At 47.1% G+C, this 16,294-nt stretch carries 16 protein-coding genes; 7 read left to right on the top strand and 9 right to left on the bottom strand.

Features of this window, described 5'->3' with window-relative positions:
- The first annotated feature begins 136 nt into the window (after nucleotides 1–136).
- From ACOGW3_RS15110 to ACOGW3_RS15100, 3 genes are all read left to right on the top strand, one after another.
- Nucleotides 137–1,456, top strand: coding sequence for a cation:proton antiporter (locus tag ACOGW3_RS15110; protein ID WP_419903742.1), 1,320 nt, complete (start codon nucleotides 137–139; stop codon nucleotides 1,454–1,456).
- Nucleotides 1,449–2,096 carry a ribonuclease HII gene (locus tag ACOGW3_RS15105; protein WP_419903741.1) on the top strand — a complete coding sequence of 216 codons (648 nt, stop codon included), beginning with the start codon at nucleotides 1,449–1,451 and terminating at the stop codon, nucleotides 2,094–2,096. Before ACOGW3_RS15110 ends, ACOGW3_RS15105 begins: the two co-directional genes overlap by 8 nt.
- Nucleotides 2,097–2,238: 142 nt before the next feature.
- Nucleotides 2,239–3,267, top strand: coding sequence for a site-specific DNA-methyltransferase (locus tag ACOGW3_RS15100; protein WP_419903740.1), 1,029 nt, complete (start codon nucleotides 2,239–2,241; stop codon nucleotides 3,265–3,267).
- Between the two features lie 57 nt (nucleotides 3,268–3,324).
- Here ACOGW3_RS15100 and ACOGW3_RS15095 read toward each other — a convergent pair whose 3' ends face one another.
- The 4 genes from ACOGW3_RS15095 to xseA all read right to left on the bottom strand — a co-directional run bounded on the left by ACOGW3_RS15095 (nucleotide 3,325) and on the right by xseA (nucleotide 7,299).
- Nucleotides 3,325–3,546 carry an NUDIX domain-containing protein gene (locus ACOGW3_RS15095; protein WP_419904065.1) on the bottom strand — a complete coding sequence of 74 codons (222 nt, stop codon included), beginning with the start codon at nucleotides 3,544–3,546 and terminating at the stop codon, nucleotides 3,325–3,327.
- 27 nt (nucleotides 3,547–3,573) lie between these two features.
- Nucleotides 3,574–4,806, bottom strand: coding sequence for an ISL3 family transposase (locus tag ACOGW3_RS15090; RefSeq protein ID WP_419901077.1), 1,233 nt, complete (start codon nucleotides 4,804–4,806; stop codon nucleotides 3,574–3,576).
- A 112-nt stretch (nucleotides 4,807–4,918) separates the two neighbouring features.
- Nucleotides 4,919–5,740 carry a M23 family metallopeptidase gene (locus ACOGW3_RS15085; protein ID WP_419903739.1) on the bottom strand — a complete coding sequence of 274 codons (822 nt, stop codon included), beginning with the start codon at nucleotides 5,738–5,740 and terminating at the stop codon, nucleotides 4,919–4,921.
- Complete coding sequence (gene xseA / locus ACOGW3_RS15080; RefSeq protein WP_419903738.1) at nucleotides 5,737–7,299, bottom strand: exodeoxyribonuclease VII large subunit; 1,563 nt, start codon at nucleotides 7,297–7,299, stop codon at nucleotides 5,737–5,739. Before xseA ends, ACOGW3_RS15085 begins: the two co-directional genes overlap by 4 nt.
- 170 nt (nucleotides 7,300–7,469) lie before the next feature.
- Here xseA and purD point away from each other — a divergent pair, with 170 nt between their 5' ends.
- Nucleotides 7,470–8,744, top strand: a complete 1,275-nt coding sequence (gene purD, locus ACOGW3_RS15075; RefSeq protein WP_419903737.1) for a phosphoribosylamine--glycine ligase — start codon at nucleotides 7,470–7,472, stop codon at nucleotides 8,742–8,744.
- A gap of 69 nt (nucleotides 8,745–8,813) precedes the next feature.
- Here the strand turns inward: purD and ACOGW3_RS15070 are convergent, their stop codons facing one another.
- Nucleotides 8,814–9,296, bottom strand: coding sequence for a nucleoside deaminase (locus ACOGW3_RS15070; protein WP_419903736.1), 483 nt, complete (start codon nucleotides 9,294–9,296; stop codon nucleotides 8,814–8,816).
- Between the two features lie 123 nt (nucleotides 9,297–9,419).
- Here ACOGW3_RS15070 and ACOGW3_RS15065 point away from each other — a divergent pair, with 123 nt between their 5' ends.
- The 3 genes from ACOGW3_RS15065 to ACOGW3_RS15055 all read left to right on the top strand — a co-directional run bounded on the left by ACOGW3_RS15065 (nucleotide 9,420) and on the right by ACOGW3_RS15055 (nucleotide 12,427).
- A complete protein-coding gene (locus ACOGW3_RS15065) occupies nucleotides 9,420–10,451 on the top strand; it encodes a pseudouridine synthase (RefSeq protein WP_419903735.1) in 1,032 nt (343 codons plus the stop codon).
- Between the two features lie 15 nt (nucleotides 10,452–10,466).
- The gene (rsmD, locus tag ACOGW3_RS15060) at nucleotides 10,467–11,045 is read left to right on the top strand and encodes a 16S rRNA (guanine(966)-N(2))-methyltransferase RsmD (protein ID WP_419903734.1); all 579 of its coding nucleotides are present in this window, start codon (nucleotides 10,467–10,469) and stop codon (nucleotides 11,043–11,045) included.
- Between the two features lie 149 nt (nucleotides 11,046–11,194).
- On the top strand, nucleotides 11,195–12,427 hold the full coding sequence (locus ACOGW3_RS15055; RefSeq protein ID WP_419901077.1) for an ISL3 family transposase: 1,233 nt from the start codon (nucleotides 11,195–11,197) through the stop codon (nucleotides 12,425–12,427).
- Here ACOGW3_RS15055 and ACOGW3_RS15050 read toward each other — a convergent pair.
- From ACOGW3_RS15050 to ACOGW3_RS15035, 4 genes are all read right to left on the bottom strand, one after another.
- Nucleotides 12,405–12,857, bottom strand: a complete 453-nt coding sequence (locus tag ACOGW3_RS15050) for a hypothetical protein (RefSeq protein ID WP_419903733.1) — start codon at nucleotides 12,855–12,857, stop codon at nucleotides 12,405–12,407. The genes ACOGW3_RS15055 and ACOGW3_RS15050 overlap by 23 nt on opposite strands.
- A 114-nt stretch (nucleotides 12,858–12,971) precedes the next feature.
- On the bottom strand, nucleotides 12,972–14,210 hold the full coding sequence (gene ltrA / locus ACOGW3_RS15045) for a group II intron reverse transcriptase/maturase (protein ID WP_419903732.1): 1,239 nt from the start codon (nucleotides 14,208–14,210) through the stop codon (nucleotides 12,972–12,974).
- A gap of 485 nt (nucleotides 14,211–14,695) precedes the next feature.
- The gene (locus ACOGW3_RS15040; RefSeq protein ID WP_419903731.1) at nucleotides 14,696–15,004 is read right to left on the bottom strand and encodes a hypothetical protein; all 309 of its coding nucleotides are present in this window, start codon (nucleotides 15,002–15,004) and stop codon (nucleotides 14,696–14,698) included.
- Nucleotides 15,005–15,093: 89 nt separating this feature from the next.
- Nucleotides 15,094–16,290: a DUF3095 family protein gene (locus ACOGW3_RS15035; protein ID WP_419903730.1), complete on the bottom strand. Its 1,197-nt coding sequence runs from the start codon at nucleotides 16,288–16,290 to the stop codon at nucleotides 15,094–15,096.
- Between the last annotated feature and the right edge of the window lie 4 nt (nucleotides 16,291–16,294).

Genomic DNA, 16,294 nt, shown 5'->3' with positions numbered 1-16,294 from the left:
CTGACTGATAAACTGAAATCCAGGTTCGTTTTTCTGAAAATTCCATTTGTGGTAAAGAATATACATGCAAGATCATAGTGGTAGCCTTACAGGCCTCGCGATTGTCGTATTAGGCGCTTTGGCCTGTGGCATAGCCATGCGCAGTTTCAAGCAACCCCCTGTATTAGGTTACATCCTTGCCGGTGTACTCCTCGGTCCAAGTGGCTTGGGTCTTGTTGAAAACCGGGACAATATTTCCACTCTCGCTGAGCTCGGGGTTCTCATGCTGCTGTTTGTCATCGGCATGAATCTCTCCCTTCGCGGCATTAAGGAAGTCTGGAAGGTTGCCGTGATTACCACCGCCGCGCAAATAGGTGTTGGCATTGGCGGCATGATAGCCTTGGGGCAACTGATGAACTGGAGTCTGGAACTAAGCCTGTTTTTCGGCTTTGTTTTTGCCCTTTCCAGCACCGCTGTTGCAGTTAAAATGCTGCAGGAAATCAACGAATACAACACTCGCATAGGCCAAGTCACTATTGGCATTTTAATTGCTCAAGACTTAGCTGTCGTGCCGATGATGCTATTCGTTAGCTCATTTGGAAATGAAGGTGGCATTGGCAGTGACGCCTTTGTTAAAGTCGGCATATCCATTGCCCTACTCGCGGTTCTCTTTGTTTTCCTGAGCAAAAAACGTGGACTGCAAATTCCCTTTGCCCGCGCAATTGGCGACAACGAAGATCTCACCCCTTTAGCCGGAATGGCGTTTTGTTTTGGCGCCTCGGCCTTATCCGGTTTGCTCGGCTTATCAGCAGCATACGGCGCTTTTTTGGCCGGCTTGATACTCGGCAATTCGGCGAGCCACAAGGTGATGTCAAAACAAGTAGCTCCCATCCAGAGCATCCTGCTTATGGTGTTCTTTTTGTCCATCGGCATGCTTCTTGATGCTGGATACATATGGAATAATTTAGGGTTGGTTTGCTTACTGGTTCTCTTTGTTGCACTTTTCAAAACAGCTCTGAATATTACTTTGATCCGCTTTCTTGGCGAAACCTGGCCCCGTGCTTTTCTTTCGGGCGCTCTCCTCGCCCAACTTGGTGAGTTCTCATTCATATTAGCCGCTCTAGGGATTGGCGCAGGCGTCCTCGAGGATAGTGATTATCGCCTTGTGGTATCCGTCACAGTAATCTCTCTTTTCACCAGCCCGTTTTGGCTTTTTACGGCGAGAAGGCTACACCAAATAACACAACTCGGGATTACTTCTGGGTCAGAAACAATGCGCTTAACCTATGGCCCTGAGGTCGGCGCCATTATCCGTTCTTCAACGATTGCCGAAAGCGCCTTACAGCGCGTCCTTGGAAAATGGCTTAAAAGGGATAATCCAGGATCTAACAAGAACGAAACTTCTGACGAGCCTCCGCGAGATATCCCTGAGCAAGCAACAGACAAAACGACCAGCCCTGCTGCTAAAGATGCCTGATTTTTCGAGAGAGCAGAAGTTTGAAAGGGAACTCAAACTCAAGAATGCCGTAATAGTTGGTACAGATGAAGTTGGTCGGGGCCCCTGGGCCGGCCCCGTAGTTGCAGCTGCAGCCTGGCTGGATCGTAAGAAAATTCCACGCAAATTGAGATCGATGCTCGATGATTCAAAAAAACTCTCGCTCAAGAAACGCCATTACATCAACGAAACCTTACAAGAGTTAAATCAAACAGGGACTGTACAGATAGCATTAGGCGAAGCTTCCGTTGAAGAAATCGATGAGATCAATATTCTTCAAGCTTCGATGCTTGCCATGCAACGCGCCATCTCTGACCTCCCCCTGTCTCCTGATGCCGCCCTCATAGATGGCAACCGCCTGCCCAAACTCTCCATTCCAGCGAAAGCAATCGTCAAAGGCGACAGCATTAGTCTCTCCATCGCGGCCGCGTCGGTCATCGCAAAAGTGAATCGGGACCATCAAATGCAGAAATTGTCGATTCAATACCCAGGATACGGCTGGGAAAGAAATCAGGGCTACGGAACAGCTGAACACAGAGCCGCCCTACTAGATCTTGGGGTAACTCCTGCTCATCGTCGCACATTTCGTCCCATCAAAGAGCGACTCGAGCTAAACGACTGACTCTTATGACTCTTTACTTGACTCTTGCGATAAAAATCACTTGACCGCGACTCCAAGGTGACTCAAAATAGGGGACTCGAGTCAAGAGGAGTCTACCTTAGTGAAGAAAAATGTTGTCCATCTCGGTGAATGCGTCGAGATCATGAACAGCCTACCCGAAAAGTCGGTTGATGTGATCTTTGCGGATCCTCCGTATAATCTGCAGTTAGCAGGTGAATTAACACGTCCGGACAACTCCAAGGTTGATGCCGTTAATAACGATTGGGACAAATTCGATAGCTTCAGAGCTTATGACGAGTTCACGTGGAAATGGCTCCAAGCCGCGCGTAGAGTCCTAAAAGACAACGGTACACTTTGGGTCATTGGTAGTTATCACAACATCTACCGCGTTGGCGCCTTGCTGCAAAATTTGGATTACTGGATGCTCAACGATGTCATCTGGCGCAAATCCAATCCGATGCCCAATTTCCGCGGTCGCCGTTTCACCAATGCCCACGAAACCATGATTTGGGTCGCAAAGTCGAAAACGTCAAAATATACCTTCAACTATGAATCTATGAAGGCTCTCAACGACGACATCCAAATGCGCAGTGATTGGCTCTTACCTATTTGCAACGGTGGTGAGCGGTTAAAAAACACCGACGGCGACAAAGCCCATCCCACTCAAAAGCCGGAATCCCTCCTACACCGGGTCATTCTGTCGTCGACCAAGCCTGGAAACGTTATCTTAGACCCCTTCTTCGGCACGGGCACTACGGGTGCCGTCGCCAAAAGGTTAGGTCGAAGTTACATCGGCATTGAACAAGACGAAGAATACGTAAAAATTGCAAAAAAACGTATATCTCAAGTCAAACAGCTCGACGATATTGACCTCGTAACGATTGAACAAAAGCGCGAACAGCCGAGAATTCCTTTTGGAACCCTACTTGAACGCGGGCTATTGGAACCAGGAACAACCCTTTACGGACCAAAGAAAAAATTCTCAGCCAAGGTCCGTGCCGACGGCAGCTTGATCTCGAAAGATTTCCAAGGATCCATCCATAAGGTTGGCGCCATGGTTCAAGGCGCAACGGCCTGTAACGGCTGGACATATTGGCATATGGATGCCGAAGGGCGTGAAGTATCTATCGACGTTCTTCGCCAACAAGTGCGCGCAGAGATGACAAACTAAAAGCTCCAATCAACAACAAATCAGGCCCGCATGATGCGGGCTTTTTTGTGTTCAGCCTTAAGCAACGAAATCAGCGTGTTTCAATATCTTTTTCATCACCGTTGGCAAAGCAAGGGCATCAAATTCGTCCTCATGATACCAACGAGCATCCAGCTCTTTTGCGATCTCAGACTTCACGATCAGCAACTCTCCACACAATACAGTTATTTCAAAATGAAAGTGAGTGAAGGTATGCTTCACCACGCCTTCTAACGCACACCAATTTCCAAACGAATTTATGGCACTTCTCCGCTTTGTTGAGTAGATTTAGGATTTCAAATAGAGCATAGATTGATTATCTGGAATGGATGATTGTCTAATTTTGAGTTTGAAGTATTCGGTATCCTTGATGCCTCTGGCTCGCTTACGGATCATTCCTATACTGACATTACCAGCCTCTATCCTGGCGCTTGTGAGCTTGTGTTTGGCGTAGTTGCAGATGCCCACACAATGTTTCCGTAGGGATTTCGCGAACTTTTTTAGATAGAGCATCTGTGACTGATCTGCTATCAGGCACCAACGTTCCAGTTGCTCCGCCATCGCCTCAAATGAAGCGGCACTCCACAGCAGCTGAAGCTGTTCTTTCAAGACGTAAAGTGCATTCAGGTTGCTATTGCTCTCCAGCAACCTTTGCAGCTTGTCACTTTGTTTTTCACTCAACTTATCCGCATTTTTGAGCAACAGATAATGTGTCCCTTTCATCAACTCTTTACCACTTGGATCGGCCTTTCTGAACTCAAGTCGACGCTGATTATGGATAGCTTTGCTGTAGTTTTTCATGACGTGGAAACGGTCAAATACTATGTCGGCCAACGGCAAGGACTCTCTGACAGCCTTTTGGTAGGCAGGCCCCATATCCATCGCTACGGCCTTTATTTTGCAGGCTGTATCTGGTTGCAGTTGTTTCAAAAACCTTGAAAAAACCTCGGCAGTTCGGCCTGCTTCAACCCAGATCAGATGACCGCCAACCATATCGTAGACCACCGTCATGTAGTCATGACCTTTCGCCCGGGCAACTTCATCTACACCAATATATTCCAAGCCAGTTAGCTCTGCAGGATCAAGCGTAGGGAGAGTTTCAATAAGGTATGCCCTGTCGATATTCTTGACCGTTTCCCATCGTATATCCAAATGTCTGGAAACCGCTTGAATAGACATATGCCGACATAATCCACTGATCAGTCGGCAAAATCGGTGAGTGAAACGGCACCCTTTATCAACAAAATCACACCCCTCAATGCGGCGTTCGCCCTTGTTAATATAAACCTGCGCCAGCTCAATCTCGACCACACAAGGATACCCAAAAAGGGGGATGTCGTTTACTTGTCGGCGGACATGCTGGTTGATGCTTCCCTTCTGGCCTGTAGCAGGGTCTATAGCCCTCCTACGCGCGTCTCGGCTGCAGTGAATGACAATCTTAACACCGCCGTCATCCAGTTTAATTTCATTTACACGTTGCCCTTTGAGGCCTAAAATATGCTGCGAGATGTTGATTGTCATATACCTGCTCTATGTAAAGTTATCAGAAACCATACATATCAACAGGTTACTTGGCGGTCGGCATCTTTTTCTACTCAACAAAGCGGAGAAGAGCCAAAGAAACAACTTAATATTACTGAGACATCGGGCCAACAAGGGTTTGCGGATCAACCCGTTCTTTAAACCAATTCATACGCCAATCCAAATGCGGCCCTGTCACGCGTCCTGTTGCCCCTAGAGTGCCAAGCTGATCCCCTTGTGCTAAGACATCACCCACCTTTACCGTCACCGACTTCATATGCAAAAAAGTCGAAGATAACCCGTGACCATGATCAATGATCACTGTTCCACCTGAATAATAGAGATCAGGGTGAGCCAGAGTAACAATACCTTCAGCTGGTGCGGTAATTGGCGTCCCTATCGGAGCGGCGACATCAACTCCAAAATGAGGTCGTTTAGGCACCCCGTTAAAAACACGCTGGCTGCCATAGACACCAGAAATTCGCCCATGGGCTGGCCAAACAAAACCTTTTGCGTACATCGGTTTATCAAAGTTGGAGGTACGTGCATCAGCCACAAGAACTGCATCTCGACTTATCCTATCGGAGACTTCTTTAGGAGGAGAGACATATTTTTTGGCAACTCCTTCTATTTTTTGAATATTGTAATCCCGTTTCTTTATGGGTAGCTCTCTCGTTTGGACGGACCCATCAGGAGTTTTAATCTTCAATAAAACGGGGCCTTCCGAATCGCGACCGAAGCCAAAAACGAAATAACCATCCCCAGAAACTCGTACATTATTACCATTCAGGGTAATTTTCGTTCCCGCTGGAGCCTCACCCAAGATAACTCCACCTTGAACAAACTCGCCTTTAAGCGATACGATCTCTTCAGAAAATGCATTTTGCCCGAGAAAAAAAACAGCAGCAAATAGGAACAAAAATCCTCTGATCACAATAAACTCCCTTGGGCAGTATCTGTATCTTTCTTCGATGCTTTTTTCTTTTTGGGATTTTTCGCTGAACTACCAGAAGATGAACTTGATGGAGGCCCATTACCTCCACTCTCCTTACCTGCTACAGCTTGAACAAATGCATCATTTGCAAACTCAATGTGTATCGGCGTCCCCTCTGATATATCGTTTGCATTAAGCACACTCCCCTCTTCTCCGCGAACGACAGAAAAGCCCCGTTTCAACACATTCTTGTACGAAACGCCTTCAAGAACCCGATCGAGTGCTCGCAATTCATTGCCTGACCGCTCAATCCGTAGGTTTGTTGCAGCAACCATACGACGCCCGGCGTCCAGACGATCAAGTTCTTGTTGTCTTCTGGGCAAAAGCTGAGTACCAGATGCATTCAGCCTGTCTTTAAGCGCCAAAAGCTGATGATTGGCGAGCAAGATCTGCTGTTTTGGATGAGGCAAACGTGCTGAAAGCTCTGACAATCCAGACGACTGAGCCCGCAAATAACCTTTCATGGCATTTCGCATCCGCTCAACACGATCATCCAGTCGTTGCATTTTCTCTTCAATCAAGCGTCTTGGATCAGGCAGGCCGCGTGACAGAGCTTCAACCTGCATCCGTCTTTCGCTCAAAAGTCTGTTTGCCCCGGTATAAATCCTACGCCCAATATTTTGTACATCACCAATTAGCTCTGCACGAACTGGAACAGCCATCTCAGCAGCAGCTGTTGGCGTCGGTGCCCTTTTATCGGAAGCAAAATCGATCAGCGTGGTATCTGTTTCATGTCCCACAGCTGAAAGTAGCGGTATTTGTGAGTTAGCTGCGGCACGTACAACGATTTCTTCATTGAAGGCCCAGAGATCTTCGAGGCTCCCTCCGCCACGGGCAACGATCAAAGTATCCGGCCTAGGAATATCACCACCCGGCTGTAAGGCATTAAATCCTTCAATAGCCGTAGCAATTTGCTCTGCAGCTCCCTTGCCTTGCACAAGAACTGGCCAAACCAGAACCCGGCGAGGGAACCGATCAGATAACCGGTGCATTATATCCCGAATAACCGCACCCGTCGGCGAGGTTACAACCCCGATGACTTCTGGGAGGAACGGAATTAATCGTTTTCTGTCATCCGCAAAAAGCCCCTCAGAGGTCAACTTGCGTTTTCGCTCCTCCAGGAGTTTGAGCAATGCCCCCTCACCCGCGATTTCCATACTATCAATGACGATTTGATAGTTGGATCGGCCGGGATAACTGGTAATCCGCCCCGTCACGATAACCTCTAAGCCATCTTGAGGTTCAACAGAGAGTTTACTTGCTTGTCCTCGCCAACAAATCACACTCAAGACGGCACTATCGTCTTTTAGTGACATATAGATATGGCCAGAACCGGCGCGTTTAAGTCCTGAAATTTCTCCACGTACGCGAACACGATCAAACCGGGTTTCGAGCTCCCGTTTAATCGAACTTGAAATCTCACTAACACTCAACGCCGGCGCATTTGTCCCGCGTTCGGCAGTTGGATCTGAGGGTGGTTTTGAAAATAGATCGTTCATTGAGAACCATCCTAAACACCGCCCCAAAGAAAGTCGACAGACCAAAGTTGAATAATCAGCACCCAACAAGAAAAATACAGTTTGTTATTGTTTCTGAGACTGGCTTTCCCGGAACGAATAGGGCATAAGCTTGCCAGATTAATTGACCCCCTAAAGCTCGGGAGCACAAAATGAAAATTCTCGTTGTTGGATCTGGTGGCCGTGAACACGCCCTCTGTTGGTCTATAGCCAAATCTCCGCTTTGCGAAAAACTCTATTGTGCCCCTGGCAATGCAGGTATCTCTGAAGTCGCTGAATGCCTGCCCATCAAAGCGGAAGATATTGATGGCATTGTCGACTTTGCATCAAAGAACGCTATTGAGTTTGTTGTTGTTGGCCCAGAAGGACAACTTGTTGACGGCCTGGTCGACAGACTAGACGAAATCAACATACCTGCTTTTGGACCATCAGCAGCAGCTGCTGAAATGGAAGGCTCCAAAGGTTTTATGAAAGACTTTTGTGCCAAGTATAACATTCCAACCGCTGGTTATCAGCGCTTCACCGAACTAGAACCAGCCAAAAAATATCTCGATCAGCAAGGTGCCCCGATAGTTATTAAAACCGACGGGCTTGCTGCTGGTAAAGGTGTCACTGTCGCGATGACACTCGAAGAAGCTCATACCGCTGTCGAAGAAGCCTTGTCCGGCCGCGCATTTGGTGCAGCGGGTGCAGAGGTCGTCATCGAAGAATTCATGCAAGGCGAAGAAGTCAGCTACTTTATTCTTACCGATGGCGAAAACTATCTCCCCTTAGCCTCAGCGCAAGATCACAAATGTGTCGGCGAAGGCGATACGGGACCAAATACGGGAGGCATGGGTGCCTATTCGCCAGCTCCAGTACTTACACCGGAACTAGAGCAGCAGGTAATTGACCGCTGCATCAAACCTACAATCGAAGGCATGAAAGCAGAAGGTCATCCCTACAAAGGTGTTCTCTTTGCAGGGCTAATGCTGACAGATACTGGCCCACGATTGATTGAATACAATGTCCGGTTTGGTGACCCAGAATGTCAGGCGCTTTGTCTGCGTTTAAAATCAGATTTGTTGCCAGCACTTCTCGGCTCTGCAAAAGGCGGCGTTGATCAGATATCATTAGACTGGCACGCCGAAACAGCACTCCTTGTCGTTATGGCTGCAAAGGGTTATCCCGGCTCTTATGACAAAAATACCGTTATTACAGGCGTCGACGCCGCCAACGAAGACCCGGCGGTTACCGTATTCCATGCGGGGACAACAACAAGCTCTGATGGTAGTTTACAAGCTATTGGCGGACGTGTTTTAGGCGTGACGGCATTGGGCACAGGTATCAAGGAAGCTCAACAAAAAGCATATCAAGCGGTTGATAAAATTACTTGGCCCGAAGGTTTTTGCCGCCGCGACATTGGCTGGCGTGAACTCGCTCGATAATTACTTTGGTCATATAAAAAAATAAAAAACCGCTAGTTGATGAAATCAGCGGTTTTTTTGACGCATTTTTTATCGGCGCTTTTGGAAAAATGATTTTAATAGAGACGCACAAGGCTCTTCACTCAAGCCGCCATAGACCTCAGGTCGATGATGGCATGTCTCGTGCTCGTATACTCTAGGGCCATGATCGACCCCTCCTCCTTTGGGATCATAGGCCCCGTAATAAACCCGCCTGATTCGAGCAAAAGAAATCGCCGTAGCGCACATAGGACAAGGTTCCAACGTAACATAGAGGTCACAATCCCCCATTCTGGCGCTCTTTAATTCTTTTCCCAAAGCCCTTATTGCCAAAAGCTCCGCATGGGCCGTTGGATCGCAATCTCTCTCCACCCGATTGTGAGACCGCGCCAGTACTTTCCCTGTCTGGCTTTCCACGATTACAGCACCAACAGGTACTTCCCCGGCCCTAGCCGCAGCTTCTGCTTCTATCAGCGCCAGTGCCATGGCTTCACCTGGCTTCTTGCAATACTTGACTTCGATACCCTTTTTCATAACTCCGGACTCTCTGTAGAAATCGGTACAAGGTCAAGTATTCGATGCCTCCAATGCTCATTGCATAGGTCATTTGTATTATTCACAGTAGACAGGAGATCAACACGGGCATACATTCCGGCCATGACAAACGCAAAGACACCTCGACCGAACCGTCCCAAGTCTGGACCAAACGCCAAAGGCAGGCCTTCTAAGTCTGCTGGTAACCGTCCTGTAAAGGGTAAGCCATCCTCAACAAAGGATGAGCAACCAACTTATCAGCGTGTGGAAGCTGCACCTGTATCAGATAAGAAAGAGCGCATAGCAAAAGTTATCGCGCGTGCAGGGCTGTGTTCTCGAAGGGACGCTGAACGGTGGATCGCAGAGGGCAGGGTCATACTTGATGGAAAAGTACTTGAATCACCTGCCATTGTCGTCGGACCAGAAAACTCGATTCTTGTCGATGGTGAGCCTCTTCCCCAAGCTGAACGTGCCCGTCTATGGAAATACCATAAGCCAAAGGGACAGATTACCGCCGCACGTGACCCCGAAGGTCGCCCGACAGTCTTTGATAAATTACCAAAAGATCTTCCGCGCCTGCAGCCTGTTGGTCGATTAGATTACAACTCAGAGGGCCTGTTGCTCTTTACCAACGATGGTGAAGTCAAACGTAAAATGGAACTCCCTGCCACGGGTTGGACGCGTCGTTATCGCGTCCGTGTCCATGGCACGGTCGAGGAACATCATATCAAGGCTCTCGCAGAGGGCATGACCATCGATGGCATACACTACGCCCCGATTGAAGCGATAATCAGTAACCAGGCAAGAACCAACGCCTGGATGACGATGTCTTTGAAAGAAGGTAAAAATCGCGAAATTCGACGTGTTTGCGAACACCTTGGTTTAATTGTTAATCGCCTAATTCGAATTTCCTACGGACCTTTCCAGCTAGGAGAAATTCCCGAAGGTGAGATTGTAGAGCTCCCATACAAATTGGTTCGAGACCAGTTGGGCCTGCCCAAAGAAGCTCCTGTTGAAGCTTCTGTAAAAACAGGTAAAGACGGTAAGCCGTTAAAATCAGGCAAACCGGGTCCTGGCCGAAAAAAAATTGCCGGAAAAGGAAAGCCAGAGACACGTAAACCAGCTAAACCCATGCCCCTGAACAAGCGTTCTTAACATGAGGGGTGTTAAATGAGGATTGTTGGGGGCAGACATCGTGGGCGGCCTTTAACCTGCCCTGAGGGCAAAACGGCACGCCCGACTTTGGACAGGACAAGGGAATCACTCTTTAACATCCTGCTACAGGGCGATGTTAGTCGTGGCTTACTTCCTTCGGGAACAAGTAGACTACTGGTAGACCAGCATGTACTCGACGTTTTTGCTGGTACTGGTGCTCTTGGCCTTGAAGCTCTATCCCGGGGCGCCAAGCACGTTACCTTTATAGAAAAGGCGCCAGAGAGCCTCACAGCCCTCCAGAGCAATATCAAAACACTCAAACAACAATTATCAACCCAGGTTATCGCTGGTGACGCACTTTTCCCACCTAGGACGGCTAATCCCTGTTCTTTGATAATGATGGATGCACCCTACAATCAAAACCTGACCGATCCTGCAATTTCAGCTTTGGACAAGGCAGGGTGGATCGCCCCTACCGCCCTTATCGTAGCCGAAGCCGACGCCAAAGAGACCATCACACCACCACCAGACTTTGAAGAAGTTGATAACCGTAAATACGGTAAGGCTCGGATTTTCTTTTTTCTGAGAAATTGATTGTATTGATTTTGGCTTTACATTTATTTCGGTAGAGAAAATTGCTTTAGTACTGGCTCTTCTCCGCTTTGTTGAGTAGAAAAAGATGCCGACCGCCAAGTAACCTGTTGATATGTATGGTTTCTGATAACTTTACATAGAGCAGGTATATGACAATCAACATCTCGCAGCATATTTTAGGCCTCAAAGGGCAACGTGTAAATGAAATTAAACTGGATGACGGCGGTGTTAAGATTGTCATTCACTGCAGCCGAGACGCGCGTAGGAGGGCTATAGACCCTGCTACAGGCCAGAAGGGAAGCATCAACCAGCATGTCCGCCGACAAGTAAACGACATCCCCCTTTTTGGGTATCCTTGTGTGGTCGAGATTGAGCTGGCGCAGGTTTATATTAACAAGGGCGAACGCCGCATTGAGGGGTGTGATTTTGTTGATAAAGGGTGCCGTTTCACTCACCGATTTTGCCGACTGATCAGTGGATTATGTCGGCATATGTCTATTCAAGCGGTTTCCAGACATTTGGATATACGATGGGAAACGGTCAAGAATATCGACAGGGCATACCTTATTGAAACTCTCCCTACGCTTGATCCTGCAGAGCTAACTGGCTTGGAATATATTGGTGTAGATGAAGTTGCCCGGGCGAAAGGTCATGACTACATGACGGTGGTCTACGATATGGTTGGCGGTCATCTGATCTGGGTTGAAGCAGGCCGAACTGCCGAGGTTTTTTCAAGGTTTTTGAAACAACTGCAACCAGATACAGCCTGCAAAATAAAGGCCGTAGCGATGGATATGGGGCCTGCCTACCAAAAGGCTGTCAGAGAGTCCTTGCCGTTGGCCGACATAGTATTTGACCGTTTCCACGTCATGAAAAACTACAGCAAAGCTATCCATAATCAGCGTCGACTTGAGTTCAGAAAGGCCGATCCAAGTGGTAAAGAGTTGATGAAAGGGACGCATTATCTGTTGCTCAAAAATGCGGATAAGTTGAGTGAAAAACAAAGTGACAAGCTGCAAAGGTTGCTGGAGAGCAATAGCAACCTGAATGCACTTTACGTCTTGAAAGAACAGCTTCAGCTGCTGTGGAGTGCCGCTTCATTTGAGGCGATGGCGGAGCAACTGGAACGTTGGTGCCTGATAGCAGATCAGTCACAGATGCTCTATCTAAAAAAGTTCGCGAAATCCCTACGGAAACATTGTGTGGGCATCTGCAACTACGCCAAACACAAGCTCACAAGCGCCAGGATAGAGGCTGGTAATGTCAGTATAGGAATGATCCGTAAGCGAGCCAGAGGCATCAAGGATACCGAATACTTCAAACTCAAAATTAGACAATCATCCATTCCAGATAATCAATCTATGCTCTATTTGAAATCCTAAATCTACTCAACAAAGCGGAGAAGAGCCTTAGTACTTTTGATTCATTTTCCCCAAAATCTAAATGTGGCCTCCTATTAAATTCGACAAAAAGTCGCTTATTTTGACTATTTTGACGATTTAAATTCACGACTGCCATTTTCTCAGCAAACTCTCTTCCAATTTTAAAAATTTTAGAGGCCTTAAATTTTTTCGGTTTTATTTCTAATAACTCAATATACTTCTCTGCTTGATCAATGTTTTGATAATTCTTAGTAATTTCTTCCAGGAGTTCATTATCTGACATCGTGCGAGGAAAATTTCTAGATTCATTACCTTTCCTAGAAATTCGTTGCCCTTTAAGACGAATAGTTTGTGCTATATGGCCACGGCCAGGCAGCTTTCCAAACTCATCAAGAGACTCATAAAATGAAGCTTTTTGATCATCATTCATCTTTGGGAAATTTTCCATTTCCTTGAGAAATTGGTCGAGTAGCCCGAGGGAGTTGCACCCTCAGGCTCTCACAGAACCGTACGTGAGCCTCTCAACTCATACGGCTCTTCCTGTTCATCCCTTACTACTTAGTTGCCAATGTACAAACAAGGCGGGTCGTTGCTTTTGCACACGCCTGATATAATCCTTGCTCTTTCGATAGCTTCTTCGCAGCTTCTTAAATTTCTTCCGTGCCCATTTGATCAACGAGAATTCGAGCAAAGCCTTTACACGCTTGAGAGCGGTTCGTCCGAAATGTCCATAGTAGTTAACCCAACCTCTTACAACGGGGTTCAATATACGGGCTATGTCTTCAACATCATATTTACTCCAACGTTGAAAATTCCATTTCCGTATAGTTACATTTATCCGCTTAAGAGCCTTCCGACTTATCGCCGGCAAAAATCCAGTAAATATTTTACCGTACTTTGACATTGCCCTTCGAGGCCGGAAGGTATACCCGAGGAAATCAAAGCTGACCTGCCCATACTTTCCTTTCCGGAAACTATTTTTACAGTACACAATTTTGGTTTTCTTAGGGTGAAGTGTTAGATGACATTCCTTTAATCGCACTCTTAGCACCTTTAGAAGCTTTTCCGCTTCTCTCTGGCTAGAACAGTGGTAGACGCCATCATCCGCATACCGTTCAAAACGAACTTTTGGATAATGTCGCTGTACCCAGACATCCAACGCATAATGCAGAAACAAATTTGCCAAAAGCGGGCTAATTACTCCCCCTTGCGGTGTTCCTTTGTCTCTTTCAGCTATACTACCATCTGTCAGTGACACTGGCGCTTTCAGCCATCTTGCGATGTACAAACGTATCCAGACACAATTTGTGTGCTTGGCTAACGCCTTCATCATCAAATCATGGTCAATGTTATCAAAGAAACCCTGAATATCCAGATCAACCACCCAACCATATTGGAAACAACGTTGCCGCGCTTGTCGCACCGCATCAATTGCTGACTTCTTCGGCCTATAGCCGTATGAGTCTGGGTAAAAGACTGGATCAATTTCCGGGTCCAACACCATCTTAACAACCATCTGTGCTACCCGATCTCCAACTGTAGGAATACCAAGCGGCCTTGTCTGGCCATCTCCTTTCGGGATATCCACCCGCCGAACTGGCGGGGGGAAATAGGTGCCCGATGACATCCTGTTCCAAATCTTGTAGAGATTCTTCGAAAGTTTCCCTTCGAATGTCTCCAAAGACACGGAATCAACACCATGGGTTCCACCATTGGCTTTTACTCTCTTCCACGCTTCCCAAACAAGCCGTTTAGAAATTGTAAAAGGCTTTGTATTTGTCATCTATTCATCCCAATACTGGTTGATAAATAATTCATACTCAAACAGGGTAGTCCCTTTGCTCCAAGCTCGTTACAAGCTCTTCAACGCTACTACGAACTACTCCGCCCCTGTGCCCGACATCGGTGTTCTGGCTCTTATGGTGCTTCCACTTGAGCTTCTCCCTTAACATTCGGGCGACAGGTTCTCACGTTCCATAAAAGAGCCTGTGTCAAGGTCACGCCGCCTCTATGCCGGATGCCGTCCAGCCCGTAATCAGGTTTCGGCTGGACTTATCCCAGTTGTGTACTAGCCCCCTGGTTTTGACATCATCTAACCCGTTTTCGACACCTCATCAGCGGTTCACTTGCGTTCGTCTCCTTTGACACTTACCTGACATCTCATGGATGCCTTTTCCTTAACGCTCACTACCATAGCTCTTTACCACAGCAGCTTAAGGTGGTTTGAAGCCTCCTCCTGAAAAGCGGCTCCGAGGGACCAACAAACCCTCATCTCTTATACAGTTCTATCCTCCTAAAAGAATATTCGTGACACACTAATACTAACGGAGCATTTTCGTTATTTTTTATACCGGGTATATTTTTATTAATACTCCAGTGCGAAAGAGCTGAATCCAATACATTCTCAACCTCACCCAACTGATCGTCAGTAGCCTCTTCTCTCCATACAGGGAGGAGAATTTCCCAATGAGTCTTTAACCCATCAACTATTTGGTCTAATAATCCCGGGTCTTTATTCTCTGAACCATAAAATATTTTCTCAGCCCTATCCCGGTCAAAATCTCTTACTTGTGCCAAATCTGAATCCTTCCAAAAGTTAGCCCACTCTTTCTTTAACGAGCGGAACTATGAAAGAATAAGTAACAACTAAGGTATGGAACAATTCATCACGAATTACTGATTTTAACTTTTGCCTGAGCTTTCAAACTTTTCGCCGCCATAGCGTAACCGCCGTCCGCACCATCAATAAAATGGAGGTGCTGAGAATGCCGAAGGTCCAGCATTAGACAAGTCATCAGAGCTTCTTCCGAGAGATGAATACCATAAATCAGTTTACCTGCTTCATGCTCAGCCTTTAGGTATTCCTTTAGCTCTCCAATGACTGAATTCTGGCAATCCAAGACCATGCGGACCATGTCGTCGAACTTGCGAAAATCAGAATTGCTCCGGAGTTCTGTCAAATAGGTATCGGGCTGATAGGGGCCTGATTTGAGGTTCACCAAGTGCGCAAAGCGTTGAAAACACCTTTCCAATAAAAGCTTTAAGGCTGGCACTATACTTTCACCAGACCCAGCACTGGCCGCAAAACGCTCAAGCGAGAAATTTTCAAAAAAACCACGAAGCTTCATTCCCTGTGGTTTGACCGGATTAAGATCATCATTACCACGGCCAAGTATTTCCTGAATGCCTTCAACTATTCTGGCGTAGTCCTCTTCTACCTCTGCCTGAACCAACAAAGTCAGGATTTGGCCATTTACGGGCTTTAGGGGTTGCCAACGGCAAGACAGGCCTTCGAGGTTGGGTAGCTTATCTGTGTTCTCATTCTTACAGTAATTTCCGGTGTGATCCGCTTTGATGATACTATCAGCTAATCCCAACCCACCGCCGTTAAACAGTGCCAAGCTATTACCTGGTGATAGCTCCAGCCGGGCAACTTGTACATTTTTACCCTGGGCCCGAATTTCGTGCATTGGGACACAGCCAACCCGGAGTTCAAGGTCGTAATGTTGCAGGCCAAAGGCTTTGACAGCTAACAGTTCAGAAATCAGTTCGGGGCAATCTTTATACGAACACAGGAAAGTTGCACCATCACCTCCAAATACAAAGGGAATGGTTGCACCACCAACCACGTTAAACACGGCCGTTATTCCTGCCGCGCCAAGCATATTGATATCTTTATAACGCCCAGCTTCTATCGCTTTGGTAGAACTGACCACATCGGTGACAATAACCCACCAGTCATTGGGAACTTCTTGATAAAAATCATCACAAAAGGCATCAGAAAACCGCTTCGCGGGCGCAAGCTCAAGAAAATCAAATTCCAACGCGGATCCCCCCAGAACATCAATATCCCAATCACTCACTACA

Source organism: Kiloniella sp., assembly GCF_965205715.1.
In the GTDB taxonomy this organism is placed as follows: Bacteria; Pseudomonadota; Alphaproteobacteria; order Kiloniellales; family Kiloniellaceae; genus Kiloniella.
The sequence above is the reverse complement of the archived record's forward strand: the minus strand, read 5'-3'. Positions and strand labels throughout refer to the sequence as shown.